The following is a 24,608-nucleotide window of genomic DNA, read 5'->3' as shown; positions in this document are numbered from 1 at the left end:
AACTTGGACGGCCGGCTGGCCGATTGAAGATCAGGCGGAGCTTGCGGCCCCGCCCCGCATTGCGATTCAGATCCGCTTTTCCGTTTCGGCGTCGAAAAGCGATGCCAGCGACATGTCGAAACTGAGCTTCACCGGCGTCCCCGCCTTGAAGCGGCGCGCGCCGTTGATGCGGACCGACATCGTATGGCCCGCATGCTTCAGCCACAGAAGGTTGTCGGCGCCCATCGGCTCCTCGATGTCGACGGTGGCATCGTGCACTTCGGGGCCGAGATTTTCATCGACCTTGATGTGTTCCGGACGCACCCCAAGAACGACCTTGCGGCCCGCCTGCAGCGGTTCTGCCGCTTCATAGCCCTCGAGCGAGAAGCTGACGCCGTTTGCGATAAACGCCGGCCTGTCGCCCTTTCTGGTCAACTCGCCATTGAGGAAATTCATCGAGGGCGAGCCGATGAAGCCCGCAACGAAAAGGTTGCGCGGCTTGTTGTAAATCGTCGTCGGATCGTCGAGCTGCTGGATGATGCCGCTTTTCATGATCGCGATGCGATCGGCGAGCGTCAGCGCCTCGATCTGGTCGTGGGTCACGTAGATCATCGTGTTCTTCAGCGACTGGTGGAGCCGCTTGATCTCGACGCGCAGTTCCGAACGGAGCTTGGCATCGAGGTTCGAGAGCGGCTCGTCGAAGAGGAATACGTCGACGTCGCGCACCAGGGCACGGCCGATCGCTACGCGCTGCCGCTGCCCACCGGAAAGCTCGGCGGGCTTGCGCTTCAAGAGCGGCTGGATCTGCAGAATTTCGGCAGCACGAGCCACGCGCTTCTCGATCTCGACCTGCGGCACCTTCGCAACGCGAAGACCGAAGGAGAGGTTCTTCTCGACGCTCATCTGCGGATAGAGCGCATAGGACTGGAACACCATGCCGATGCCGCGATCCTTCGGCTCCTCCCAGGTGACGTTCTTGCCCTTGATGAAGATCTGCCCCGCGGATGCATCGAGTAGTCCCGCGATGCAGTTGAGCAGGGTGGACTTGCCGCAACCGGACGAACCGAGCAGCACCAGGAATTCTCCGTCGTTGATGTCGAGGTTCAGATCCTTGAGAACGCTGACGGCGCCGAAATTCAGCGACAGATCTTTGATGGAAACGCTTGTTTGCATGGATCAACCTTTCACTGCGCCGGCGGCGATACCGCGAACGAAGAGACGCCCGGAGACGAAGTAGACGATAAGCGGAACGGCGCCGGTAAGCAGCGTTGCGGCCATGTTGACATTGTATTCCTTCACGCCCTGGACGGCGTTGACGATGTTGTTGAGCTGCACCGTCATCGGGAAATTCTGGTTGCCGGCGAAGATTACGCCGAACAGGAAGTCGTTCCAGATGCCGGTGATCTGGATGATCATCGACACGACGAAGATCGGCAGCGACATCGGCAGCATGATGCGGAAGAACACCTGCCAGAATCCGGCCCCGTCCACACGCGCGGCCTTGAAGAGCTCGGGCGGCAGCGACGCGAAATAGTTGCGGAAGAGCAGCGTATTGATCGGCATGCCGAAGATCGTGTGCACCAGGACGACCGCCCAGATGGTCGAGAAGATGCCGAGCTCGCGCATGATGATGACAAGCGGATAGAGCATCACCTGATAGGGGATGAAGGCGCCGAAGAGCAGGATCGTGAAGAACACTTCCGACCCTTTGAAGCGCCAGTAGGAGAGCCCGTAGCCATTCACGGAAGCGATCGCCACCGAGATGATGACGCTCGGAATGGTGATCTTCACCGACTTCCAGAAACCGACGCTGATGCCGGAGCATTCGAGACCGGTGCAGGCCTGGCTCCATGCCTTGACCCAGGGTTCGAAGGTGATCTGCACCGGCGGAGCGAAGATGTTGCCCATGCGGATTTCGGTCATGTCTTTCAGAGACGTGACGACCATCACGTAAAGCGGAAGGAGATAGTAGAGCGCGGCGACCGTAAGCACGCTGTAGAGGATGATGGTCGACGGTGCGAACATGCGCCTCGGCTTTGCACCAAACGGTTCGTCCGCAGAGATAACTGCCATGATCGGGCTCCTCAGGATCGTTTCTGGCGGAACTCGGAGAGAGCCCACGGAACCAGGATGATGAAGACGGTGACCAGCATCACGGTGGATGCCGCAAGCCCCTGCCCGAGATTGGCGCGCTCGAACATGAACGAATAGACGTATTTGGCAGGCACTTCCGATGCGAAACCAGGTCCGCCCTGCGTCATCGCGACGACGAGGTCATAGACGCGCACGATGCCCGAGGCGACGATGACGAGTGTTGTGACAAAGACGCCGCGCATCATCGGAATGATGATGAAGAGATAGGTGCGCCATGCCGGGATGCCGTCGACGCGGGCGGCCTTCCAGATTTCGGAATCGATACCGCGCAGACCCGCAAGCATCAGCACCATGACAAGTCCCGTCCCCTGCCAGAGGCCAGCGACGACCAGCGCATAAATGACGGTGTTCTTGTCGCCGAGCAGGGCCAGGCTGCCGCCCGGAAGGCCGAGATCGTTGAGGACCTTCGGGACGCCGAGGCTGGGATCGAGAATCCACTGCCAGACGAGCCCCGTGACGATGAACGACAGCGCGAACGGATAGAGAAAGATCGTGCGGAACGTGTTCTCGAACCGGATCTTCTGATCGATGAGAACGGCCAGCAGGAAACCGATGACGAAGACGAATGTCAGTACGCAGATGCCATAGGTCGCAAGGTTGATGACCGACTGGTTCCAGCGCGCACTGCCGAACAGACGCCGGTACTGATCGAAGCCGACGAAATCGGTTGTCGGCAGCAGTCGCGACGACGTGAATGAGTAGAAAACGGTCCAGAGCGTGCAACCGATGAAAATCACGATGACCGTCAGCATCATCGGGATTGCCGCGATCTTCGCATTGAGGTTGCGCAACAGGCCAAACGGCCGGCCGGGGTGAGCCATCGATACCTCCTGTGGGCGGCGCAGGCGCGGGCGGACTAGCGCCCGCGCCCGTAAGCCGTCTCAAGTCGTAAGAGCGTCTATGGCCTTACTGGGCCTGTGAGATGATATCGACCTGACGGTCGATCGCGTCATCCACGGACATCTTGGAGCTGAAGAACTCGAGCGCGAGATCCTGCAGCTGGCCCTGCGTATCGGAGTCGAGCATCTGCTCGGTCGAAGGCAGAACGTTGTCGAGGTTGGAAAGGATCTCGATGCCCTTCTTCATGCAGGCATTGGCCGCATTGAGATCGACATCGCCGCGCACCGGCAGCGAACCCTTGACGAGGTTGAACTTGACCTGGACTTCCTTGGAAAGAAGCATCTTGGCGAGTTCGAGCTGCGCCTTGGTCACGTCAGGATTGCTGTTCTTCGGGAAGTAGAAGGCATCGCCGCCCGTATCGAGCTGCGGGTTGTAGCCGAGGCCGGGAAGGCAATCATAATCCGTGCCTGCCACCTTCTTCGCCACACCGAATTCGCCCTGCGCCCAATCGCCCATGATCTGAGCGGCAGCCTTGCCCTCGATCACCATGTTGGTGGCGACGTTCCAGTCGCGGCCGGAATAGGACGGATCGACCATGTCGCGGGCCTGGGCGAAAGCTTCCCATACCTTGCGGTTCTGATCACTGCGGATGGCTTCCTCGCTCTTCTTGTCGTTGATGGCGAGGTAGAGTTCCTTGCCGCCGATACCGGCTTGCATGACGTTACGGATACCTTCGACCTGCCACGGGGCACCCGTCGCAAGCGGGGTGACGCCTTTCTCCTTGAGCTTCGACGCGTCGGCTGCAAGTTCCTCCCAGTTCTTCGGAACAGCCATGCCGTTGTCTTCGAAGACGTGGCGGTTAACCCACATCCACTGCCAGGAGTGAATGTTGATAGGCACGCAATAAATCTTGCCTTCGTAGGTGCAGGCGTCGAGCAGCTTCGCCGGACGGATAACGTCCTTCCAGTGCTCCGCCTCGGCGAGCGGCGTCAGGTCGGTCATGAGGCCGGCCTTGATGAGCTCTTCGGCGTCGCGGCCGGTATTCATCTGGGTCGCGCCCATCGGATTGCCACCGAGAATACGGCTGATGATGATTGGATTGGCGGTGGTGCCGGAACCGGCAATCGCGCCATCGACCCACTTGTTGTCGCCGAGCGCATTGTAGCTATCGGCAAGAACCTTGACGGCGGCGGCTTCACCGCCGGATGTCCACCAATGGGTGACTTCAAGATCGGTTGCGTGGGCCGCACCGAGCGGAAGCGCCACCGACGCGGCAAGCACTGCCGCAAACGAACGAAACCTCATGAGTTCTCCTCCCTCACTGAAACGTTGCCGGAAAAACTTAGTTCAATCGATATTTTGGCGCAACCGCCCGCCCACAAAAAATTTTCCTGGACAGCTCCCGCGGCTATAAACGGCTGTCTGGATCTCGCTATCTTGCGTCGATCGTACTGCGTTTCGCGGCGGCGACAGACCCGCGTGAATGCATGTAATTAATTGATATTATGTGATATTTTTTATATGCATGACAGCCTTTGCAGAAAATCTGTTTCGCACACGCGAAAACTTTATTGTCGGCATTCAAATCACATCTTGAGCAGAGAATGCTGCATTGCAACCAGGAAAAAGTTCTCGACATTCCGACTGTATCGTTACAGATTTCTCCTCGCGAGTAAGCACCGGCTTTAGCAGAGGGCGTGCTTACAGCGCCGCGCAAAACATTCTATAAGCGGATCGAAATCGCGCGAGGTGGCGTAAAGGAATGGAAAGCAAGGGAAATCTGGGGGGAGCGGCATCGGGCTTGCAACGCGAACGGCCGACGCTCAAGACAATCGCCTTCATGACAGGGCTGGGCATCACCACGGTCTCGCGGGCGCTCAAGGATGCACCGGATATCGGCGCGGAAACCAAGGAGCGCGTACGCATGGTGGCGCGCCAGCTCGGTTATCAGCCGAACCGCGCGGGCGTACGCCTTCGAACCGGCAAGACCAACGTCATCGCGCTCGTCCTCAGCATCGATGAAGAGATCATGGGTTTCAGCAGCCAGATGGTCTTCGGCATATCCGAAGTCCTGACCGGCACGCCCTACCACATCGTCGTCACGCCGCATTCGCATAGCAAGGACCCGATGCTGCCGGTGCGCTACATCCTGGACACCGGCTCTGCCGACGGCGTCATCATTTCCCGTATCGAGCCCGACGATCCGCGCGTACGGCTTCTTGTCGAGCAGAACATGCCGTTCGCGACCCACGGACGGACCGACGGGGGGCTGGTGCACCCTTATCACGATTTCGACAACGAGGCCTTCGCCCACGAGGCGGTGAAGAAGCTTGTCAACCGTGGCCGCAGGCATATCGCCCTGCTCCAGCCGCCAAGCAAGCTGACTTACTACGCCCATACGCGCATCGGTTTCCAGACGGGCCTTCACGACTACGGCGCCGACGAGGTGCCGCTGCGCGTCAACATCGATGCGCCGCTGGAGGAGATCAAGAACGCCGTTGAAACGCTGATGCGATCATCCAGCGCCCCCGACGGCATCGTCTGCTCGGCGGGAAGTGCGGCCATCGCCGTCAATGCCGGCATCGAAGCCGCGGGAAAGCGCGTGGGCTACGATATCGACATGGTCTCGAAACAATCCGCGCCGATCCTGAACTGGATCAGGCCGGAGATCATTACCGCCTACGAAGACGTTCGCCATGCAGGCCGGGAAATGGCGAAGGCCGTGATCGCACGCATTGACGGCATCGAGCCCGAGCTGCTGCAAAGCATCAGCAAACCGGTCTGGCCGGATGGGAAATAAGCTTGATGGGAGGCTGCCTCCCGACCTGAGACGCGAGCGCGCTCCCTCATTCCTGTGCTTGTCACAGGAATCCAATGCGCCCATGTCCATGGGCGCGGGAAACTCTCCTACCTGAAGAAAAATAAGTCATTCATCGCGCAGACGCGCGTTGGCTGGCTTCCTGTGACAAGCACCGGAATGACGGAGGATACGGCAATAAAAAAGCCCGACCGAAGCCGGGCTTTCCTTCAATTCATAAAACGCAACCTTCAGAAGCTCGCCGCACCGCTCCCCCACGGTCCGTGATGGAAATCCTTGCCGTCGACACGGTCGAAGCCATGCGCGCCGAAGAAGTCACGCTGCGCCTGGATGAGGTTGGCAGTGCCGCGACCCTGGCGGTAGGCGTCGAAATAGGTGAGCGCCGAGGTGAGCGCCGGCACAGGCAGACCAGCCTGGAGGGCAGCTGCCACGACGCGGCGGAGCGCCGGGACCGATTCCTTGACCATCTCCGAAAAGGCCGGCGTCACGATGAGGTTTGCCGCATCCGGGGCCTTGGTGAAGGCACTGGTGATCTCATCGAGGAACTGTGAGCGGATGATGCAGCCGGCGCGCCAGATCTTCGCGATCGTGGGCATGGGCAGCGACCAGTTGAACTCGCGGGAGGCTTCCGCCATGACGGCAAAGCCCTGCGCGTAGGCGCCGATCTTTGCGGCAAACAGTGCCAGCTCCAAATCCTTGTCGAGTTCCGGACCGTAAGCGATCGGGAACTTGTATTCTGGCTTGCCGAAGATCTTCTCGGCAGCTTCACGCTGCTCCTTCATCGAGGAGATGCTGCGGGCGGCGACGGCAGCCTCGATGGCGGTCGCCGGAATACCCATGTTCTGCGCTTCGATCGCCGACCACTTGCCGGTACCCTTCTGGCCGGCCTTGTCGAGGATCATGTCGACCATCGAGCCCTTGGAGATCGGATCGGTAGCGGCGAGCACCTTCTCGGAAATCTCAATCAGGTAGGAGTTCAGGCGGCCCTTGTTCCACTGACCGAAGATCTTGCTGATCTCCTGCGAATCCTTGCCGAGGCCGTCGCGGAAGATGCCGTAGATTTCGGCGATCATCTGCATGTCGGCGTATTCGATGCCGTTATGGATTGTCTTGACGAAGTGGCCGGCGCCATCGTTGCCAAGCCAGGCGACGCAGGGATCGCCATTGTACTTGGCTGCAATCGAGGTGAGAACCTTCTCCACGCGCTTCCAGGAGTCTTCGGTTCCGCCGACCATGATCGACGGGCCGTGGCGGGCACCTTCCTCGCCGCCGGAAACGCCCATGCCGATGAAGGTGAGGCCTGTATCCTTGAGGCGATCGAAGCGGGCAACCGTATCGCGGAAGTTGGCGTTGCCTGCATCGATCATGATGTCGTTCTTCTCCAGATGCGGGCGCAGCGCCTCCATCTGCTGATCGACCGGATCACCTGCCTTGATCATGATAATGATCGGGCGCGGCGGGCGGATCGCGGCAACGAACTCCTCGATCGTCTTGCAGGGGATGATCTGCTTCTTCAGATCGCCGGCGCTTTCGTAGAATTCATCCGTCTTCTCAGGAGTGCGGTTGAAGACCGCTATCTTGTTGCCTTTTTCCGCAATGTTGAGCGCCAGATTGGAACCCATGACGGCAAGGCCGATCAGCCCGATTTCTGCCTTTTCCACGATACACCTCCGATGTGTCATTCCGGACCGGTGTTGTGGCACTCTCCGGCCAAAACGGCAAGTACGGAAGGCCGCCAATCGGTCTGCCGGCGCCGGATCAACTTTTCCCAACATGGAGCCTTTCCTCTGCTACAGTAAGCCGAGGAGACGCCGAGGAAAGCAAGATGAGCACCCTGCCCGCCAAAATCGTTCACTGCTCGGTCGATCGCAACTGGAAGGACGTTTACGACTTTGCCGGCAAGCCGGAGAACATGCCGCTCTGGGCATCCGGACTGGCCTCGGGTCTCGAGCCGGATGGAAACGACTGGATCGCGCACGGCGTTCTTGGATCAGTGCGGGTGAGCTTTGTTCCACGTAATGAGTTCGGCGTGATCGACCATACGGTTACGATCGAAAGCGGGCTGCGGGTCTACAACGCTTTGCGAATCGTCCCGAATGGCAGCGGCTGCGAGGTGATGTTTACACTGTTGAGACAGCCAGGCATGACGGACGAGCAGTTCGCAGCCGATACGGCCCACGTGCAGAAAGATCTCGGCGCCTTGAAATCATTGATGGAGATGTAATTCCATGGAAAAGAGCGCAAACGACCTGAAGATCGACTACGTCGAATTCAACGTTACCGATATAGCGGCGGCAAAGAGCTTCTACGGGGATGCATTCGGTTGGCGTTTCACGGATTACGGTCCCAATTACTGTGAGTTCGATGACGGCCGCCTGAAGGGCGGTTTCACCAATCTCGCGCCGCCGCGCCCCGGCGGCCCGTACGTGATCCTTTACGCAGACAATCTCGAGGAAGCCGTATCGAAGGTGGAGCGCGCCGGAGGCACGATCGCAAAGCCGATCACCGCCTTTCCGGGCGGCAGGCGATTTCATTTCCTCGACAGGGACGGGTACGAGCTCGCAGTGTGGAGCAAGGTCTAGCCTAGGCTGCGATTGATGAAACTGCAGCGGCCGCAGCGGTTTCGATCACCACAAGCGCCCCCAGAACCTGCCCCGACGAATCACGCAACGGCGACATGCGGCAGCGCACGCTCCTGCTTCCGTTGCGCTGCTCGTAGTAGAAATCGACGAGCTGACCGGCGAAGCAGGCATCGAAGTTGACCTTCGACCGTGCCAGGAACCGCTCCTCGCCGATAAACTCCATCACGTGCCGACCGACCATATCGATCGGCTTGCGTCCGAGATATGCGCAATTGACCTGATTGGAATAAAGATACCGGTAATCGGGTGTAACTACGGCAACGCGATCAGGCAACGTTTCCAGAATTGCCCAGTTCAGAAAATTCCCATTGTCGATATCGGGCATGTAGCGCTTTGGTGACGCCAACGGGATTTGTTGCGGAGACACGACTTCCCGGCGCCGCGGCGCTCCGAAGTAGCGATTGAGCAGTGACGTGAGGACTGCCGCATGATTGCTGACGCTGGTGCCCTCGTCGACCTCCTGTTGCAACAAGTGGGCGACAAATTGGAGCTGCATGCACATTTCCAGCAAGGTTGCAGCATTATAGTTCAGGATCACTTGAACCAGAGGTTCGATATCGCAATCTAGAGTTGCAACACGCACATCGTCGCCGACGCGTATGGCTTCCTCGATCTGCGTGCACCGCGATGTAAAAGCTTGCAAAAGTTCAAGCAAGGCGCCCCCCAGGTCGCTCGTTTCTCTAAGAGATTCAACTTATACCTGCTTTAGCGAAATGCAACGCACGCCACATCTTCACGCACGCCGCTACTCGCCTTAGTAGAAGGGCTAACATGAACAGCGTTCATATTCAACGCGACGTCGGATCGAATTTTAATGGATGAAATATAAGGGGATGCACCTCTTCAATTAAGAATTTCGTGCTTTACCTTCCAGCGGTCGTGGTACCAAAGCCATTGCGCGGGATATTCCCGCACCCAGCTCTCAACCTTGTCGTTCAACATCTGAGCAGTCGCCGTAACGTCGAGATTGCCCTTCTCGTCACGGGGCATTTCGAGCTTCGGCTCGATCTCCAACCGGTAGCGGTTGCCAGGCAGCCGGATGCAGCGTGCGGGATACACATCGCAATTGAACTGCCGTACGAGTTTCGGCAGCAGCGGGTTCGTCTTGACATTCAGGCCAAAGAACTTGGTCTTCAGCCCCTTGCGGAACTTCTGGTCGACAAGGACGCCGACGCCCTGCCCGGCTTCGAGCTGGCGGGCCAGCGCAAAGGATGAGCCGGCATGCGACGGTACGAGCTTGCCCATGCGGGTGCTGCGGAAATCGAAGATTTTCTGGGCGACATAAGGGTTGTTCGGCGGGCGGAACAGTACCGTCACCTGCAGGCCGAAAGCGGCGCCCGCCACCGGCAGGAGTTCAAAGTTGCCGGTATGTCCGGTGAACACGATGAACGGGCGCGGATTGTCCCGCAGTTCCATGAAAATCGGAATGCCCGAAACCTCCACCCGGCCGGGCTCGGGCCGGTAGTAGTCGTAATCGAACAACCGATCTAGGAACACGTACTCCGCCGCCAGACGCCCCATATTGCCCCAGCTTGCCACGGCGATCGCTTCGATCTCCGCATCGCTCTTTTCGGGAAAGGCATTGCGCAGATTGAAGAGCATCAGCTTGTGACGGGGCGTGTGTGGACCGATCTTGCGCGTCAGCCAATCGGCAAAAGAGATCGCCCCGTCGGCCGGAAAAATCTTCAGGAAATTCAGGAAGCCGAACATCAGCTGAGCGATCAGCCATTGGCGAAAACGCTCCAGCTTCAGAACGATCCTGGTGATGAAGAGCTTCACAGGCTCAGTCCATCTTCAGGATGATCTTGCCGAAGATCTGCCGAGACTCCATCCGCTCGAGCGCGCGGTCGATGTCATCGAAGCCGACCTCGGTATCGATGACCGGATGAACGAGGCCACGCCCCATCTTCTGCATGGCGTCCGCCATATTTTCCATGCGGCAGCCGAAGGAGCCCAGGAGCTTCAGCTGCTGCTGGAAGAGCATCATGAGGTTCATCTCGGTGGAAACGCCGGAGGTCGAGCCGCAAGTGACCAGGCGGCCGCCCCGCTTGAGGCAAAGCATCGAGCCGGCCCAGGTATCCTTGCCTACGTGTTCGAAGACGACGTCGACGCCTTTCTTCTTGGTGAGCTTGCGCACAACGCCCTCGAAGCGGTCCGTCCGATAATTGATGACGTGATCGGCACCAAGGGCCTTCGCCCTCTCGATCTTGTCGTCCGAGCCAACGGTGGTGATCACCGTGCAGCCGATCTTCTTCGCGAGTTGGATCGCGGCCGTGCCGATGCCGGAGCCGCCGGCATGAACGAGGATCGTCTCGCCCGGCTCGAGCTTGGCATTGTCGAACAGCATATGCTCGACAGTACCGAAGGTGACCGGCGCAAGGGCGGCGCCAACAGCATCGACGCCGGGAGGTGCCGGAACGAGAAGGCGGGCGGGGAGGTTCACCTTTTCCTGCGCGAAGCCGTCGAGATGGAAGCCGTGCACGCCGGAAACGTGTTCACAGAGATTGTCGCGGCCTTCGCGACACGGACGGCAGAGACCACAGGTGCGCGCGCCGTAGATGGCGACGAGCTGGCCGGGCAGAACATTCGCGACGCCAGGCCCGATGGCTTCCACGACGCCCGAGGCCTCCGCACCGATGACGAGCGGCATCTTGCGCTTGGCAAATGCCATGCCGCGCCAGCCCCAGACATCGATATGGTTGAGGGCGACCGCCTTGACGCGCAGCGTCACCTCGCCTGCGGCCGGAGCGTCCGGCTCCGGCAGGTCAGTGATCTCAAGCTTGCGGTCGTCGACCAGTTGCAAAGCGCGCATAGAAAACCTTTCGCCTCGAAGGCGTTTTATCTCTCTTATCTTTCGGGAACCGCTTAAGCCGGTTCGAGCGCCATGACAAGGCTGGCGTTCTGTCCACCGAATCCGAACGAGTTCGAAAGCACGGCGGAAACCTGTTGCGCACGCTTCTTGTTCGGCACGACATCGAGGACGATCGCCGGATCCGGATTGTTGTAGTTGATCGTCGGCGGCAGCGTGCCGGTCAGCATGGTCTGCAGCGAGAAGACCGCTTCGACCGCACCGGCCGCCGTCAGCGTATGGCCGATCATCGACTTGTTGGACGATAGCGGAATGGCGGGCATGCGGTCGCCGAAGACGGCGAGCATGGAGGCATATTCCATCTTGTCGTTCTCCGGCGTCGAGGTGCCGTGCGCGTTGATGTAGCCGATTTCGGTGTGGTCGATGCCCGCATCCGCGAGCGCTGCGCGGATTGTAGCGATCGCAGGCCCGCCATCCGGCGAGGAGCGCGTGCGATGGAAGGAGTCGGCCTTGTCGCCCGCACCCTTCATGATGCCGAGCACCTTGGCGCCGCGTGCAATGGCGGCCTCCAGTGATTCCAGCACGAGCGTCGCGGCACCCTCGGCGATGACGAAACCGTCGCGATCCTTGCTGAACGGCTTCGATGCCCTAGTCGGCGGATCGTTCTGCGTCGAAAGCGCCGAAAGCAGGGAGAAGCGGATGAGGGCTTCCGCACTCAGCGAAGCGTCGGTGGCAACGGCAAGCGCGCGGTCGGTACGGCCCTGCCGGATCGCTTCGATGCCGAGCTGGATGGCTGTCGCGCCGGATGCACAGGCGGTCGACAGCGTCACCGGCAGGCCGCGCGTGCCGAAACGGTCGGCGAGACGTTCGGAGATCGCACCAAAGAGCGCCGCCTCGTGAAATGCCGCGTCGGTGCGCTTGCGCATGGCCGCAAGGAAGCGTTCGTAGACGTCGCCTGCATGGTCGGACGGTGGCGAACGGTCGCCGAGGTCGAAGCGCGCGCTCCATTCCGGCTCGATCGGTGGAGCCGCCAGGAACAGCGGACCGTTGAAGTCACCGGAGATATCGGCGTCGGCCAGCGCTTCGATCGTCGTTTCGCGAGCGAGCGCGTAGGACCGTTCGACGGCGTTTGGCACCGGAATGTCGATGAAATCGACCGTGCCGGCGATGCGGGTCGAGAGTCCGTCGGTCGGGAAGCGCGTGATCTCATGGATGCCGGAGGTGCCGGACGTCAAAGCCTCCCAGTTGTCCTTGAGCCCCTGGCCGAGCGAGGTGATGATGCCCATGCCGGTGACCGCGACGATCGGACGGCCGAGATGATCCTTGTAAGCAGATTCTGTCATTTGATCACTCCTCACGCTTCCGCGGAAAGAACGGCGACACCTTCGCCGCGCTGGTGGCCGACCGTGGTGACGACGGCCGCGGTTGTACCCGCGCTCATCGGCTTTTCCTGAGCGGCGTCGAAAGGCGGAACCTTGGCTTTTCTATCAACGGCGAGTGCAGCGAAAGCAAGGCCAAGGGTAAACTGCGCTTCTATGGCATGGCCGGAAACGCCGCCGAAGCCGCGGACGGCCGCGCCCGGAAGCTGGTGCTCGAGAACCGCCTTCTCGCGTGCCGCCAGATCATGCATGCCGGTCGAGCCCGAGAAGATGGCGGTGCTTTCCGGCGGCAGCGCCTTCGCTGGCCGAAGCAGGCGCTCGAGGCGGGCTTCGAAGTTTCCGGCATTGCGGCTCCCGCGATCGCCTTCGATGGAATCGACCGTGGCATAGATATGAGCGCCGCGCTCTTCGGCGTGCTTGCGCGATTCGAGCACGAGGAACGCACCCGCCGTTCCCAGGATCATGCCGCCGCCTTCACCGTCCTTGCGGGACCAAAGGGGAGCCCAATTGCCCTGCGCGTGGGCACCGATCGATTCCGGGAGCAGGATCATGTCCTGGCGCTCGGCGGCAAAAGCGCCGCCGACAAGCGCATGCGAGGACTCGCCGGACTTGATCCGGTAGAATGCAGTCTCGACGGCGGAGATGCCGGCCGCTTCCTCGCCCATGAAGGTACGCGAGGAGCCGGTGACCTTGTGCACGATCGAGATATTGCCGGCGAGCAGGTTGGAAAGCTGCGCCAGAAAGAGCGTCGGACGCAGTTCCGTGGTCAACTTCTCATTGAGCAGCAGCTCGCGGTCATTGCGCTTCAGGCCCTCGTCGACGATCAGCGTATCGACATTGATGTCGCGCTCGCCGCCGCCGGCCGCCACGATCATGTCCATGGTGCCGCAGGCCGCCGCATCATCCTTGAAACCTGCGTCATCGAGCGCGAGGCCGGCGGCAAAGACGCCGATCCGCTGCCAGTTTTCCATCTGCCGCTGATCGCCTCGCTTGGCGATCTGCTCTGACCAGTCGATTTCGGGCAGCGGGTGGACCGGATAAGGTTTGAACTTCTCGGCCTCGACGACCGGCTCCGGCGCGCGGCTGGCAGTCAGCAGCGCGACATGCGCCTCCGTGCCGACGCCCTGACAGGTGACAATACCAACGCCGGTAATGACGACATCATTTTGAGCCTTGCTCATCCCTTCACTCCCTGTCGAGCGATTGCATCCATAAGGCCTACTTCGCTCGCGCGCTTCTTCACGATATCGCCAAGCGGAATCTCACTGAAAGGCATGGTACGCAGCTTCAATTGCGCATCGCAGACCTTCTTGCCGCCGCTCGTGATCTTGGCCTTGGTCACGGCAAAGCCAGACCCGTCATGCTCCAGAACCGCCTCGATGTCGAGAACCGCCTCGGGCTCGACAAAGGTGCGCATCTTGGCGCCATCGACCGACATCAAGAAGGGCATCGCGGCAAAGTCTGTCGCCGCCAGCACCAGCATGCCGGATGCCTGCGCCATGGTTTCGATGAGAAGAACGCCCGGAACGAGCGGCATGCCTGGAAAATGGCCTTCAAAGACAGGGCTTTTCGCCGGCACGACCGAACGTGCCTTGAGCGTCCCCTTTTCGAGGTCAACCGTTTCTATGCGGTCAATCATCTGGAAATATTCCAGCAGCATCGGATCCTCCGGCCCGGCGGAAAAGAAACCGCCGAAGACGCCTAGTTAGGAACAAAACCGCCCGGCCGCTACGGTTCGCAGAGGCAGGGCGGAAAAAAATTCAGCGGTAGCGTTCAGGCCTTGGCGGCGCGAAGCTCGTCGATCTTGGCGCAAAGGTTCTTCAGCACGAAGTATTCTTCGGTGGAAACCTTGCCCTCGTTGACTTCCTGCGTCCACTTTTCGAGCGGGATCTTGATGCCGAATTCCTTGTCGATGGCGAAAACGATATCGAGGAAGTCGAGGCTATCGATACCGAGGTCGTCGATCGTATGGCTTTCCGGCTTGATCGTGTCGCGGTCGATCTCGCTGGTTTCGGCTATGATGTCGGCGACTTTATCGAATGTAGCGGTCACGCACTGTACCTCTTTGAATGACGGATTTATCCCCCTCATAGGCAAATCCGGTTCAAAAGCCAATGCTTTCGGACGGTCTGCTCTAAATTTTGGCGTACAGCTGTTGCCGAAACAGCAAAGCAGCAAAGCGCCGGGAGCCGCGCAGGCCGGCTTTCGGAAGCGCCATCCGCATTTTACCAGTGATGACGCGTGCCTCAGAGCAGGGCAAAGAAAATCAGAAACACAGCGATCGCCAGTACCATGCAACTCGCGTTGAATACCCCAAGAGCATCTTCGACATCTTCGACGGTAGCAATGGCGCGACCGCCGCCGTTGATCATCGGCTCCTTGACCAGGATGCCGGAATAGACACGCGGACCCGCAAGTTGAATATTCAGTGCTCCGGCCATCGCCGCTTCAGGCCGGCCGGAATTTGGCGACCGGTGAAGGCCGCCGTCGCGGATCGCAATCTTGAAGGCGTCGCGGCAGGCGCGCCCTCCGCGCCGAAGCCAGGCTCCTGCGGCGATCAGCAGAATCGAAAGACGTGCGGCAGGCCAGTTTGCGACATCATCGAGGCGCGCCGCCGCCCAGCCGAAATCCACATACTTGTCCGACTTGTGGCCGATCATGGAGTCGGCGGTATTCAACATCTTGTACATGAACAGTCCGGGCAGCCCGAGCAATGCATACCAGAGGGCCGGCGCAACGACGCCATCGGAGAAGTTTTCGGCGAGACTTTCGATCGCAGCACGACACACGCCCGCCTCATCCAGGATTTCGGGATCGCGGCCGACAATGCGCGAGACGGCTTTGCGGCCGGCGAAGATTCCCTCTCCGCGCAGGGCGTCCGCCACAGCAGACACATGGTCCGAAAGGCTCTTCTGCGCGAGCAGGATGGCGACGCAGACGACCTCGAGCAGAATACCGACAAAGCCGAGCAGGCCGAAAAACTCATGAAGCACAACACCTGCGGCGGCACTAAGCGCAAGCAAAATGGTGATGGAAACGGTGCCGTTCAGCCGCCGCTCGGCCTTCGTCAGCGTCTCGCTGTTGAATTGCCGGTCGAAATGCGAGATCGCCTTGCCGAAGATGGCGACGGGATGCGGACTCCGCGACCAGAGCCAATCGGGATCACCGACAATCCAATCCAGCAGGAGCGCCAGCAAAAGGACAAGGAGATTTTCGTCGATCATCATCCGTCGAAGCTTTCCAAAGCGGCCGCCAGTCTCTGGTCGGCGACAGGATCGGGCGAGAGGCCGAAGCGCAGCCAATCCGGCGCATAGTCAAACTTGCGGACGAGAATATGATGGCGGCAGAGGTGTGTGTGAATGTCGCCTGCACGGCCGTCTTCAACGAGTGCAAAGAGCGCAGTGCCGCCGGCGATTTTCAAACCGGACCTTTTCAGCACGTCCTGCAGCGCATCATGGCGCTCGGCGATCCTGCGGACAATCGGGCCGGTATCCGCCCGCAGCAGGGATGCGGCAAGCGATAGCGCCGGACCGGATACCGCCCAGGGGCCAAGCCAATCCTCAAAACGCTCGCGGATCCCGCCGACTGCGATGACGAAGCCAAGCCGCAGACCTGCTAGCCCGAAGAACTTTCCGAACGAACGGAAGATGACGAGATTTGAAAGCTGTGACGCCAGAGGCGCAAGGCTCCCGTCCGATTCCATATCGCCAAAGGCTTCGTCGACAACGAGATAGCCGCCCTGCCCTTTGAGCCGATTATGCAGCGCGGCCAGTTCGTCGGCTCCGTGGCTTCGGCCATCGGGATTGTTCGGATTGACGACAACGGCAAGCGCATGCCCGTCATCGATGGCGGCGATGCCATCGACCATATCCACGATGAAGCCCGCGGATTCGAACGCCTTCTGGTATTCCCCGTAGGTCGGCGAAACGATCGCCACCCGCCTGCCGGACTCGACCAGCCGCGGCAGCAGCTGAATGACCGATTGCGTGCCCGGAACAGGCAGCGGCAGGAGAGCACCGCTGCGATAGTAGTCGCGGGCAGCGAGCACAGCGGATTGCACCAGATGCTTGTCGGGCAGGCGATGCCATGATGCAGCGGGGATGGCGGGCAGCGCAACCGGACATGGGTTGATGCCGGTCGACAGATCGAGCCAGTCCTCCGGCCTTCCGCCGAAAGCGGCGGCGGCAGCAGTGATCCCGCCGCCGTGGACGATCGGAGCGCTCATGCAGGCGCTCCGGCAAGGTCGATCAGATGCATGTAGGACCCTGCGATCTGGCCGCGGCGAAGGCCAGCCTCACCGAGATCGGTCCCGAGCGCGTCGCGGACTCGGAAGAGCCGGTCGGCCTCGCCTTCCCGGACGACATTCGAAAAATGAAATTCATGGGCCGTCATCGGGTGGCCGAAGAACGACTCGTCGACCGGCTGAACGCGGCGATAACCGAGGTGGCGGCTGCGCTCCTCATAGCTCGTGACGACCGGCAGCAGGCCGAGCATTTCGTGCCGTTTGCCATCGGCGTCGATCAGCCCTTCTCCGAGCACCATGTAGCCGCCGCACTCGCCATAGATGCGCGTGCCGCGCCCTGCGGCCTCCATCATCCGTCGGCGAAAGTTCCGGGCGCCTGCGATTTCTCCGGCATGCAGCTCCGGGTAGCCGCCGGGCAGGTAGATTGCATCGGCATCGGCAGCGGGCGCCTCATCGGCAAGCGGCGAGAAGAAGGAGATCGTCGCTCCCCGCCGGCGCCAACCGAGCAGCATATGTTCGTAGGAAAAGGCAAAGGCGATATCGCGGGCGACGGCAATGTGAGTTCCGAGCGGCGGAAGCCGACGGATATTGGCGATAGAGGGGGTGTTGAGGCCCTGCCGCGCGACCCGCAGAAGAAATTCGAAATTGCAATCGACCGAGACTGCCTCGGCCGCATGCTCGATGAAGGCTTCGAGCCCCTGATGTTCGCCGGCCTGGACGAGGCCCAGATGCCGCTCCGGCAGGACCAGCGTCTTGTCGCTGCGAATGACCGCAACCACCGGCATGCGGATCGCATCCAACGCGTGGCGCAGCATCGCCTCGTGCCGATCGCTGCCTACCTTGTTGAGGATGACGCCGGCGATGCGGACATCGGCGCGAAAACCCGCAAAGCCGGTGACGAGCGGCGCGACCGAGTGCGACATCCGCGACGCGTCGACGACGAGAACGACGGAAAGGCCCATCATCGCAGCGAGGTTGGCGGGAGAGCCCGTGCCATCGGCAGCGCCGTCGAAAAGCCCCATCATCGCCTCGATGACGAGGATGCGGTCGCCGCTCCGATGCAGCGCGGCATTGGCGGAAATCAGTTCCGGCCGCATTGCCCAGGCATCGAAATTCAGGCACGGCGTTCCGCTGGCTGCCGAGTGAAATGCAGGATCGATATAATCCGGGCCGGCCTTGCCGGGGGCGATGGCGACGCCGCGGTTGCGAAGCGCTCGAAGCAGGCCGAGCGTGATCGTGGTTTTGCCAGAACCGGAAGACGGCGCGGCGATCAAGAGCCCGCTCATGCCGTCACCCTGCCTTCGGTGTCCCGGAACGGATCGGGCTCAAGCCGGCGTCCCGCCAGCGCGCCTAGCCAATCAAGCGAGGAGCGCAGCCTCACGACCTCGCCGACGACGACGACAGCGGGCGGCTCAAGGCCGGATGCGGCCACGGCCGCCGGTGCCTCGCCAAGTGTGGTCTCCAGCACCTGCTGACCGCGCGTGGCCGCATTGCAGACGAAGGCGACGGGCTCCGACGGCTTACGGCCCGCTGCAATCAGATTGGCGCTGATCTGCGCAATGTGCTTCATCGCCATATACATGACGATGACCGGCGAGCCGCGACCGATCGCTTCCCAGTTGACCGCGTCCGGCACGATGCCGGAGGAATCGTGGCCGGTCAGGAAGGTGACGGCGTGATTGACGTCGCGATGGGTGACGGGAATGCCCGCATAGGCGAGGCCGCCGATACCCGCCGTGATGCCGGGCACGATGCGGAACGGAATGTTGTGCTCGACCAGCGTCAGCGCCTCCTCGCCGCCGCGGCCGAAGACGAAAGGATCACCGCCCTTCAGCCGCAGCACACGCTTGCCGGCGCGCGCGAGCTCGACCAGGCGAAGTGAGATATCGCGCTGCTTGGCGGAAGGCTTGCCGCCCCGCTTGCCGGCATATTCGAGAACTGCGTCGGGCCGGGCGAGCTTCAGGCATTCCTCATTCACCAGCGCGTCGTGAACGATCGCATCGGCTTCTGCCATTCCCTTTGCGGCAAGCAGCGTCAGCAGCCCAGGGTCGCCCGGCCCGGCGCCCACGAGCCAGACGCTGCCCGGCTCCAGCACCGGCAGATGTAAGAATGCGTTTTCAATCATCCTGGTGGTCTATGCCCGGCGGCAGACTAGGTCAACGGCAACCGTAGAATCCGGGCGCAGGTGCGAAATGGAAGCCGACTCAATTTTCGAAGACGCTGTATCCGGATGAAAGGAAAGCGCGCCATCCCATTGATCGGATTCGACAAGAGCGGACCGGCCGGAGACCCGGCCGGTCCGCAATTCATCAAACGCGCAGCAGCGTTTCGCGAATGAGGCCGATCACCTTTTCCGACTCGATGCCGGTGCACACGATTTGGCTCGGACGGCCATCCCATTCGCCCGGCGGGAAGCGCCGGCCATCCGGCTTCAAGATCGTCTGACCATCGGCGATACCACCGCAGACGACGCGAACCGGGCCGGTCATCGTCGTGAAGAGTTCCGGCGCCACGAGGTAGACGCAGGCGCAGCTGTCATGCACCATCATGCCGTCGTCGACCGCATGCTTATAGAAGTCGATGTAATCTTGTGAGAGAGCGTCGAGCAGCCTGACGGCCTCGTCGCCGCGTGCCGCCATCTCGCCGAGATAGCCGCGGCTCATCGTGGTGACGGCGGTGACGTCGAGACCGATGACGGCCACCTTCCAGGGCGCGGTCATGACGATGTCGGCCGCTTCCGGGTCACCGTGGATATTGGCTTCGGCGACGGGCGAGACGTTGCCGTGCACATAAAAATTGCCGCCCATGATGACGACGGCCTTCACCAGCCTGGCGATCTCCGGATCTTCTCTCAGCGCCAACGCAAGGTTCGTCATGCGGCCGACGGCAACGAGTGTTACCTCGCCGGGATTGGCGCGCACGGTATCGATGATGAACCTATAGGCCGGACGCGGATCGAGCGGCAGATCGATGGTTTCCGGCACATCGATATTGCCGAGGCCATCTTCGCCGTGGACGTGGGTCGGCCAACCGATCTCCCTCCGGGACGGATCGATCGTTGCATTCGCCCCCTTGGCAACCGGTGCCGGGATATTCCATTCACGCTTCAAAAACAGCGCGTTGCGCGTCGTCGTCTCGATCGAGGCATTGCCGAAGACCGTCGTGATGCCGATCAGATCGATGTCCGGATGACGGTGCAGGAAGAGGAGCGCCATGGCGTCGTCGACGCCCGGATCGGTGTCATAAATGACCTTGTGCATGAAATTTCCTTTTAGTGCTATTTGCCAACGCGCGAGGATGGCGAGCGAAGTGGCAACACCATAACGCCCGCTATTCTTTCTGCAACAGCGTGCGGGCGATCGCTGCGGTGGCGTGTGGCGATTTTATCTTGGGTACCGCGAGCTCGGCCATCTCACCGGCGGCGGCCAATGCGGCGGACTCGGCAACGCCGTGGCACCCGACGCGGGCAAAAACGACGTCGGAAGGGTTCTTGAGCCTCGGCGTCTCCTCCTCGAGCCGTGCGGCGCTGAAAAACAGCACCGGTACGCCGAGGCGCGCAGCGGCCTCAAGAACGGCAGGCTCCTCAGCACGGCCGTCGATGGAGGCTACCGCCGCAAGATTGCCGGGCGCCAACCCAGCCAGCCGCAGGGCTTCGGCCGCGAGCGTCAGAACCTCATCGGCCGGTGTCCCGCGCTCGCAACCGAGGCCAAGCACATGGCGGTGTGAGATATCGAATTTGATCCCGGTCATCGGCCCTTGAAATAACGCGTCTATGTGTCTCCAGCCATTGCAGGCCAAGGCTGGAAATGCAACAAGGCGCAGCCCCAGTTTTCGAGTTCCCCGCCTTGCCCGATATCGCCCTTCATCTGCTTCTTCTCCTCTGCATCGCGGCGTTCTTTGCCGGTTTCGTCGATTCCATTGCAGGCGGCGGCGGGCTCATCACCGTGCCTGCGATGCTGATCGCCGGCATTCCGCCGCTGCAGACGCTTGGCACGAACAAGGTGCAATCGATGTTCGGCGCGGCCTCCGCGACACTCGCCTATGCCCAGAAAGGACATGTGAACCTGCAGGAGCAGCTTCCCATGGCAATGATGGCGGTCATGGGCGGCGCGCTCGGCGCAGCACTCGCGACCATCGTTCCGGGTGAAGTCCTGCAGGCCGTCATGCCGGTGCTGCTCGTCGCCATCGCGATCTACTTCGCCTTCAAGCCGAACCTCAGCGACAACGACACGCATCGCCGGATAACGCCTTTTGCATTCGGCCTGACGCTGGTGCCGGCAATCGGCTTTTATGACGGCGTTTTCGGCCCCGGCACCGGCTCCTTCCTGATGCTCTCCTTCGTGACGCTTGCCGGCTTCGGCATGCTCAAGGCAACCGCGCACACGAAACTTCTCAATCTCGGCTCGAATGTCGGCGCGCTGATCGTCTTCGCTTCCTTCGGCGCGACGCTCTGGAAAATTGGCCTACTGATGGGGTTCTGCCAGTTCCTCGGCGCCCAGGTAGGCTCACGGCTTGCCATGCGCATTGGCGCAAGGCTTATCAAGCCGCTGCTCGTCGTCGTCTGCATCGCCTTTGCGATCAAGCTAATCGCCGATCCGGTAAATCCGCTACGTGTCTGGCTCGGTCTCTAGTTGGACTTCTCGAACTTGATGTCGTCGATCTTCGTCAGCGTCGTCTTGGCGGAAACCCCGGGCGCATTGGCGAAGTGCCAGGCCACATATTGCTCGGCGTAAGGATCGGTGGACGACATGCCGTCGACCGGCAAGATGACATTCATGCCCTTGAGGGCCGCATAGGCGGCCGTATTCAGGACAGCACCCTCGGATGCGGTCCCCGTCACGATCACGGTCTTGATGCCCTTGCCGGCCAGTATCTTTTCGAGATCGGTATTGATGAACTTGTTGGCGCCAGACTTCACGACTGCGTCGCCATCCTTGGGGGCAAGCACAGTCGCGATATCGGCGGGCGTGGCATTTGCCGTTATACTGTAGATGATAGGCACCCCTGCCGAGCGAGCCGCTTTCATCAGCTTCTCGACCTGCGGCAGCGAGGCGAGGCAGCGCGGTTTGGTCTTGCTGTTGCACGGTCCCTTGTCGGGATTCTGCGCGCCGTTGAAATCGAGCAGCAGAAGCGCCGTGTCGGAACTGTTGACCGTCACCGACTTCAGCTCGGGTGCTGCCGGTGCCTTGACCGTGTTCCAATCATCGACGATCGTCGCATGCGCGGAAGAGAAGCCGAGAACGGCAATCAACAGCGAGCCGGCAGCCGCGACAGCCGGACCCTTCATCTTGCTCGACAACATTTTCACAGCACCCTCCGCCCGCTCAAAAACTGGCAGAACTCTTGAGGCAAGCCGTGCCGCTGTCAAATCACCAAGCCGCGATTGCGTCGTCAGAACTCCACGCCCGGCTGGCCCTTGATGCCCGAGCGGAACGGATGCTTGATCAGCTCCATCTCGGTCACGAGATCGGCAATCTCGATCAGTTCGTCCTTGGCGTTCCGGCCGGTCAGTACGACGTGCGTCATGTAGGGCTTCTCGGCCTTGAGGAAGGCAATCACCTCGTTGACGTCCAGATAGTCGTAGCGCAGGGCAATGTTGATCTCGTCGAGCAGCACCATGGAATTGCGTTCGTCGCGAATCAGCTCCTTCGCCTTCTCCCAAGCGGCAGCAGCCGCCGCCACGTCGCGGGCGCGGTCCTGCGTTTCCCACGTGAAGCCCTCGCCCATGGTGTGGAATTGGCAGACGTCGGAGAAGTGCTTCTCGATCAGATCGCGCTCGCCGGTCCACATCGCACCCTTGATGAACTGCACGACCGCCGACGGCTTGCCGTGGGCGATGTGGCGGAAGATCATGCCGAAGGCAGCCGAGGATTTGCCTTTGCCTTTGCCGGTATGGACGATGATCAGGCCCTTCTCGTCCGTCTTGGTCGCCATGATCTTGTCGCGCGCGGCCTTCTTCTTCGCCATCTTTTCGGCGTGACGTGCATCGTCCTTTTCGCTGGTCTCTGCTGGTTCTTCGCTCATCATTTTTCCAATCGAATTTTGGCCGTTTCAGTGTGAGGCGTTGACGCAAGGTCGAAGCGCGCCGAGTTGCTGCGCGGGGTCCAGAGATTGCGGTCGATCGCCTCGAGCAGCCGCTCCTTCATTTCCGCAAGCGCCGCCGGGTTCTTCGCCGCCATGAAATCGCGGACCTTGGGATCGGCGACGAAAGCCTGATAGACCGCTTCGAAGTGATGGTTGCCGACAGCACCGGTCGTCGCCGCGAAGGCAAAAAGGTAGTCGACCGTCGCGGCGATCTCGAAGGCACCCTTGTAGCCATGACGCATGGCGCCGTCGATCCATTTCGGATTGACGACGCGCCCGCGCACGACGCGGCCTATCTCTTCTTCGAGCGAGCGAATGACCGGCTTTTCCGGCCGCGAATGATCGTTGTGATAGATCGCCGGGCGACTGGTCCCCAGATGTTCGGCCGCAGCCGCCATGCCCCCTTCGAACTGGTAGTAGTCGTCGCTATCGAGCAGGTCGTGCTCGCGGTTGTCCTGATTCTGCACGACGGCCTGGATCGAGCGCAACCGCTCCTCGAAGATCCCGCGCTCGGCCCGGCCCTCTTCCGCCGCACCATAGGCATAGCTGCCCCAGACGAGATAGGCCTCCGCCAGATCAGCACGCCGCTCCCAGCCCTTCTCGTCGATCAGCGCCTGCAGGCCCGCGCCATAGGCGCCGGGTTTCGAGCCAAAGATACGGTAGCCGGCGCGTTTCAGGGCGGAGGCCTCGTCGAGCCCGGCTGCCGCAAGCCGCGCCACCTCGCCGCGCATGCGGGCGGCGATCGGATTGTCGGCAGCATCCTCGTCCAGCATGCCGACCGCACGGATCGCCTTGTCGAACAATGCGATCTGCTCTGGAAACGCATCGCGGAAAAAGCCGGAGATGCGCAACGTCACGTCGACGCGCGGGCGCCGAAGCAGCGCGGGTGGAATGATCTCGTAGCCGGTGACGCGGCGCGAAGTCATGTCCCAGACCGGTTTGACGCCGATCAGCGCCAGCGCCTGGGCGATGTCGTCGCCGCCGGTGCGCATGTTCGAGGTGCCCCAAGCCGTGAGGCCGAATGAAATCGGCCACTCGCCGTGATCCTGCACATAACGGCGTACCAGCAGCTCGGCCGATTTCTTGCCGAGCTCGTAGGCTGCAGGCGTCGGAACGGCGCGGCTGTCGACGGAGTAGAAGTTCCGGCCGGTCGGCAGCACATCAGGCCGCCCGCGCGTCGGAGCACCGGATGGGCCGGGTTCGACGAAGCTGCCATCGAGGCCGCGCAGGAGACCGTCGATTTCAGCCGTGCCGCAGGCGAGGATCGAGGGTTTCAGGCGGGCTTCGATTTCAGTGAGGACCGATCTGGTTTGGGACCAGAGGGCGGGGCATGGGGTTTCACCGGAGACGAGTTTTGCGGCAAGCAGTTCGATGCGCTCGACGGTGTCGCCGTTGGTGCGCCACGGGGCATCGGAGATGTCGGCGAGAATCGCCGGTTTCGGACCGGACCAAGGGGCGGCCATGTTGCAGTCCAGGGGATCGAAGGAAGACCCCTCCCCAACCCCTCCCCACAAGGGGGAGGGATTTCCCGCGGGCGCCTCGCTGAATCGATCTACCGCAACCTCGGCAACGGAGTTGGATCGAGAGGGCTGCAACGGGTTAAGTCCCTCCCCCTTGTGGGCTGTCTCTTATACACATCTGACGCTGCCGACGACTAGTC

At 61.2% G+C, this 24,608-nt stretch carries 24 protein-coding genes and 1 pseudogene; 4 read left to right on the top strand and 21 right to left on the bottom strand.

Annotation, left to right across the window (positions count from 1 at the left end; genetic code table 11):
- Positions 1-66: 66 nt before the first annotated feature.
- From ACPYOJ_RS25090 to ACPYOJ_RS25075, 4 genes are all read right to left on the bottom strand, one after another.
- The gene (locus ACPYOJ_RS25090) at positions 67-1,152 is read right to left on the bottom strand and encodes an ABC transporter ATP-binding protein (protein WP_481418665.1); all 1,086 of its coding nucleotides are present in this window, start codon (positions 1,150-1,152) and stop codon (positions 67-69) included.
- 3 nt (positions 1,153-1,155) lie between these two features.
- Positions 1,156-2,052 carry a carbohydrate ABC transporter permease gene (locus ACPYOJ_RS25085; protein ID WP_168830965.1) on the bottom strand — a complete coding sequence of 299 codons (897 nt, stop codon included), beginning with the start codon at positions 2,050-2,052 and terminating at the stop codon, positions 1,156-1,158.
- A gap of 11 nt (positions 2,053-2,063) precedes the next feature.
- The gene (locus ACPYOJ_RS25080) at positions 2,064-2,954 is read right to left on the bottom strand and encodes a carbohydrate ABC transporter permease (RefSeq protein WP_168830964.1); all 891 of its coding nucleotides are present in this window, start codon (positions 2,952-2,954) and stop codon (positions 2,064-2,066) included.
- Between the two features lie 85 nt (positions 2,955-3,039).
- Positions 3,040-4,278, bottom strand: a complete 1,239-nt coding sequence (locus ACPYOJ_RS25075) for an ABC transporter substrate-binding protein (RefSeq protein WP_481418664.1) — start codon at positions 4,276-4,278, stop codon at positions 3,040-3,042.
- Positions 4,279-4,735: 457 nt separating this feature from the next.
- Between ACPYOJ_RS25075 and ACPYOJ_RS25070 the strand changes: the two genes are divergently transcribed.
- Positions 4,736-5,773, top strand: coding sequence for a LacI family transcriptional regulator (locus tag ACPYOJ_RS25070; RefSeq protein WP_481418663.1), 1,038 nt, complete (start codon positions 4,736-4,738; stop codon positions 5,771-5,773).
- A 248-nt stretch (positions 5,774-6,021) separates the two neighbouring features.
- Here the strand turns inward: ACPYOJ_RS25070 and gndA are convergent, their stop codons facing one another.
- Positions 6,022-7,473, bottom strand: a complete 1,452-nt coding sequence (gndA, locus tag ACPYOJ_RS25065; RefSeq protein ID WP_481418662.1) for an NADP-dependent phosphogluconate dehydrogenase — start codon at positions 7,471-7,473, stop codon at positions 6,022-6,024.
- 143 nt (positions 7,474-7,616) lie between these two features.
- On the opposite strand from gndA, the gene ACPYOJ_RS25060 reads away from it, so the two are divergent.
- Both ACPYOJ_RS25060 and ACPYOJ_RS25055 read left to right on the top strand, forming a co-directional pair.
- Positions 7,617-8,015, top strand: a complete 399-nt coding sequence (locus ACPYOJ_RS25060; protein ID WP_481418661.1) for an SRPBCC family protein — start codon at positions 7,617-7,619, stop codon at positions 8,013-8,015.
- Between the two features lie 4 nt (positions 8,016-8,019).
- Positions 8,020-8,373 carry a VOC family protein gene (locus ACPYOJ_RS25055; protein WP_481418660.1) on the top strand — a complete coding sequence of 118 codons (354 nt, stop codon included), beginning with the start codon at positions 8,020-8,022 and terminating at the stop codon, positions 8,371-8,373.
- Between the two features lies 1 nt (position 8,374).
- Here ACPYOJ_RS25055 and ACPYOJ_RS25050 read toward each other — a convergent pair whose 3' ends face one another.
- The 13 genes from ACPYOJ_RS25050 to ACPYOJ_RS24990 form a co-directional block, all read right to left on the bottom strand.
- On the bottom strand, positions 8,375-9,088 hold the full coding sequence (locus ACPYOJ_RS25050; RefSeq protein WP_481418659.1) for a PAS domain-containing protein: 714 nt from the start codon (positions 9,086-9,088) through the stop codon (positions 8,375-8,377).
- A gap of 188 nt (positions 9,089-9,276) precedes the next feature.
- Positions 9,277-10,212, bottom strand: a complete 936-nt coding sequence (locus ACPYOJ_RS25045) for a lipid A biosynthesis lauroyl acyltransferase (protein WP_481418658.1) — start codon at positions 10,210-10,212, stop codon at positions 9,277-9,279.
- Between the two features lie 4 nt (positions 10,213-10,216).
- The gene (locus tag ACPYOJ_RS25040) at positions 10,217-11,245 is read right to left on the bottom strand and encodes a zinc-binding dehydrogenase (RefSeq protein ID WP_481418657.1); all 1,029 of its coding nucleotides are present in this window, start codon (positions 11,243-11,245) and stop codon (positions 10,217-10,219) included.
- A 53-nt stretch (positions 11,246-11,298) separates the two neighbouring features.
- Positions 11,299-12,585, bottom strand: a complete 1,287-nt coding sequence (locus ACPYOJ_RS25035; RefSeq protein ID WP_481418656.1) for a beta-ketoacyl-ACP synthase — start codon at positions 12,583-12,585, stop codon at positions 11,299-11,301.
- 11 nt (positions 12,586-12,596) lie between these two features.
- Positions 12,597-13,802, bottom strand: a complete 1,206-nt coding sequence (locus ACPYOJ_RS25030; RefSeq protein ID WP_481418655.1) for a beta-ketoacyl-ACP synthase — start codon at positions 13,800-13,802, stop codon at positions 12,597-12,599.
- Complete coding sequence (locus ACPYOJ_RS25025; RefSeq protein ID WP_481418654.1) at positions 13,799-14,281, bottom strand: 3-hydroxyacyl-ACP dehydratase FabZ family protein; 483 nt, start codon at positions 14,279-14,281, stop codon at positions 13,799-13,801. The genes ACPYOJ_RS25030 and ACPYOJ_RS25025 overlap by 4 nt, the downstream gene beginning before the upstream one ends.
- 113 nt (positions 14,282-14,394) lie before the next feature.
- Positions 14,395-14,673, bottom strand: a complete 279-nt coding sequence (locus ACPYOJ_RS25020) for an acyl carrier protein (protein ID WP_007533215.1) — start codon at positions 14,671-14,673, stop codon at positions 14,395-14,397.
- A gap of 194 nt (positions 14,674-14,867) precedes the next feature.
- A complete protein-coding gene (gene cbiB, locus ACPYOJ_RS25015; protein WP_481418653.1) occupies positions 14,868-15,848 on the bottom strand; it encodes an adenosylcobinamide-phosphate synthase CbiB in 981 nt (326 codons plus the stop codon).
- Positions 15,845-16,846 carry a threonine-phosphate decarboxylase CobD gene (cobD, locus tag ACPYOJ_RS25010; protein WP_481418652.1) on the bottom strand — a complete coding sequence of 334 codons (1,002 nt, stop codon included), beginning with the start codon at positions 16,844-16,846 and terminating at the stop codon, positions 15,845-15,847. Before cobD ends, cbiB begins: the two co-directional genes overlap by 4 nt.
- Positions 16,843-18,150 carry a cobyrinic acid a,c-diamide synthase CobB gene (locus ACPYOJ_RS25005; RefSeq protein WP_481418651.1) on the bottom strand — a complete coding sequence of 436 codons (1,308 nt, stop codon included), beginning with the start codon at positions 18,148-18,150 and terminating at the stop codon, positions 16,843-16,845. The genes cobD and ACPYOJ_RS25005 overlap by 4 nt, the downstream gene beginning before the upstream one ends.
- Entirely contained in the window at positions 18,147-18,989 is an 843-nt protein-coding gene (gene cobA / locus ACPYOJ_RS25000; protein WP_481418650.1) for a uroporphyrinogen-III C-methyltransferase, read from the bottom strand. Before cobA ends, ACPYOJ_RS25005 begins: the two co-directional genes overlap by 4 nt.
- A 184-nt stretch (positions 18,990-19,173) precedes the next feature.
- A complete protein-coding gene (locus ACPYOJ_RS24995) occupies positions 19,174-20,124 on the bottom strand; it encodes a nucleoside hydrolase (RefSeq protein ID WP_481418649.1) in 951 nt (316 codons plus the stop codon).
- 70 nt (positions 20,125-20,194) lie between these two features.
- Positions 20,195-20,614, bottom strand: a complete 420-nt coding sequence (locus ACPYOJ_RS24990) for a cobalamin biosynthesis protein (protein WP_481418648.1) — start codon at positions 20,612-20,614, stop codon at positions 20,195-20,197.
- Between the two features lie 95 nt (positions 20,615-20,709).
- Here ACPYOJ_RS24990 and ACPYOJ_RS24985 point away from each other — a divergent pair, with 95 nt between their 5' ends.
- Positions 20,710-21,495 carry a TSUP family transporter gene (locus ACPYOJ_RS24985; RefSeq protein WP_481418647.1) on the top strand — a complete coding sequence of 262 codons (786 nt, stop codon included), beginning with the start codon at positions 20,710-20,712 and terminating at the stop codon, positions 21,493-21,495.
- Here the strand turns inward: ACPYOJ_RS24985 and ACPYOJ_RS24980 are convergent.
- The 3 genes and pseudogenes from ACPYOJ_RS24980 to ACPYOJ_RS24970 form a co-directional block, all read right to left on the bottom strand.
- The gene (locus tag ACPYOJ_RS24980; RefSeq protein ID WP_481418671.1) at positions 21,492-22,166 is read right to left on the bottom strand and encodes a cysteine hydrolase family protein; all 675 of its coding nucleotides are present in this window, start codon (positions 22,164-22,166) and stop codon (positions 21,492-21,494) included. The genes ACPYOJ_RS24985 and ACPYOJ_RS24980 overlap by 4 nt on opposite strands.
- Before the next feature lie 89 nt (positions 22,167-22,255).
- Positions 22,256-22,888, bottom strand: a complete 633-nt coding sequence (gene cobO / locus ACPYOJ_RS24975; protein ID WP_481418646.1) for a cob(I)yrinic acid a,c-diamide adenosyltransferase — start codon at positions 22,886-22,888, stop codon at positions 22,256-22,258.
- Positions 22,888-24,471, bottom strand: a pseudogene (locus ACPYOJ_RS24970) (cobaltochelatase subunit CobN); the annotation flags it as partial. The pseudogene ACPYOJ_RS24970 and the gene cobO, both read right to left, overlap by 1 nt.
- Positions 24,472-24,608 lie beyond the last annotated feature (137 nt).

Source organism: Rhizobium sp. SVR5-9E (assembly GCF_056755095.1).
The sequence above is the reverse complement of the archived record's forward strand: the minus strand, read 5'-3'. Positions and strand labels throughout refer to the sequence as shown.

What these genes read in the sequence shown, in the direction of transcription:
- ACPYOJ_RS25090 (WP_481418665.1), bottom strand. Translation starts at nt 1,152, where the DNA reads ATGCAAACAAGCGTTTCCATCAAAGATCTGTCGCTGAATTTCGGCGCC.
- ACPYOJ_RS25085 (WP_168830965.1), bottom strand. Translation starts at nt 2,052, where the DNA reads ATGGCAGTTATCTCTGCGGACGAACCGTTTGGTGCAAAGCCGAGGCGC.
- ACPYOJ_RS25080 (WP_168830964.1), bottom strand. Translation starts at nt 2,954, where the DNA reads ATGGCTCACCCCGGCCGGCCGTTTGGCCTGTTGCGCAACCTCAATGCG.
- ACPYOJ_RS25075 (WP_481418664.1), bottom strand. Translation starts at nt 4,278, where the DNA reads ATGAGGTTTCGTTCGTTTGCGGCAGTGCTTGCCGCGTCGGTGGCGCTT.
- ACPYOJ_RS25070 (WP_481418663.1), top strand. Translation starts at nt 4,736, where the DNA reads ATGGAAAGCAAGGGAAATCTGGGGGGAGCGGCATCGGGCTTGCAACGC.
- gndA (WP_481418662.1), bottom strand. Translation starts at nt 7,473, where the DNA reads ATGACACATCGGAGGTGTATCGTGGAAAAGGCAGAAATCGGGCTGATC.
- ACPYOJ_RS25060 (WP_481418661.1), top strand. Translation starts at nt 7,617, where the DNA reads ATGAGCACCCTGCCCGCCAAAATCGTTCACTGCTCGGTCGATCGCAAC.
- ACPYOJ_RS25055 (WP_481418660.1), top strand. Translation starts at nt 8,020, where the DNA reads ATGGAAAAGAGCGCAAACGACCTGAAGATCGACTACGTCGAATTCAAC.
- ACPYOJ_RS25040 (WP_481418657.1), bottom strand. Translation starts at nt 11,245, where the DNA reads ATGCGCGCTTTGCAACTGGTCGACGACCGCAAGCTTGAGATCACTGAC.
- ACPYOJ_RS25035 (WP_481418656.1), bottom strand. Translation starts at nt 12,585, where the DNA reads ATGACAGAATCTGCTTACAAGGATCATCTCGGCCGTCCGATCGTCGCG.
- ACPYOJ_RS25030 (WP_481418655.1), bottom strand. Translation starts at nt 13,802, where the DNA reads ATGAGCAAGGCTCAAAATGATGTCGTCATTACCGGCGTTGGTATTGTC.
- ACPYOJ_RS25025 (WP_481418654.1), bottom strand. Translation starts at nt 14,281, where the DNA reads ATGCTGCTGGAATATTTCCAGATGATTGACCGCATAGAAACGGTTGAC.
- cbiB (WP_481418653.1), bottom strand. Translation starts at nt 15,848, where the DNA reads ATGATGATCGACGAAAATCTCCTTGTCCTTTTGCTGGCGCTCCTGCTG.
- cobD (WP_481418652.1), bottom strand. Translation starts at nt 16,846, where the DNA reads ATGAGCGCTCCGATCGTCCACGGCGGCGGGATCACTGCTGCCGCCGCC.
- ACPYOJ_RS25005 (WP_481418651.1), bottom strand. Translation starts at nt 18,150, where the DNA reads ATGAGCGGGCTCTTGATCGCCGCGCCGTCTTCCGGTTCTGGCAAAACC.
- cobA (WP_481418650.1), bottom strand. Translation starts at nt 18,989, where the DNA reads ATGATTGAAAACGCATTCTTACATCTGCCGGTGCTGGAGCCGGGCAGC.
- ACPYOJ_RS24995 (WP_481418649.1), bottom strand. Translation starts at nt 20,124, where the DNA reads ATGCACAAGGTCATTTATGACACCGATCCGGGCGTCGACGACGCCATG.
- ACPYOJ_RS24990 (WP_481418648.1), bottom strand. Translation starts at nt 20,614, where the DNA reads ATGACCGGGATCAAATTCGATATCTCACACCGCCATGTGCTTGGCCTC.
- ACPYOJ_RS24980 (WP_481418671.1), bottom strand. Translation starts at nt 22,166, where the DNA reads ATGTTGTCGAGCAAGATGAAGGGTCCGGCTGTCGCGGCTGCCGGCTCG.
- cobO (WP_481418646.1), bottom strand. Translation starts at nt 22,888, where the DNA reads ATGAGCGAAGAACCAGCAGAGACCAGCGAAAAGGACGATGCACGTCAC.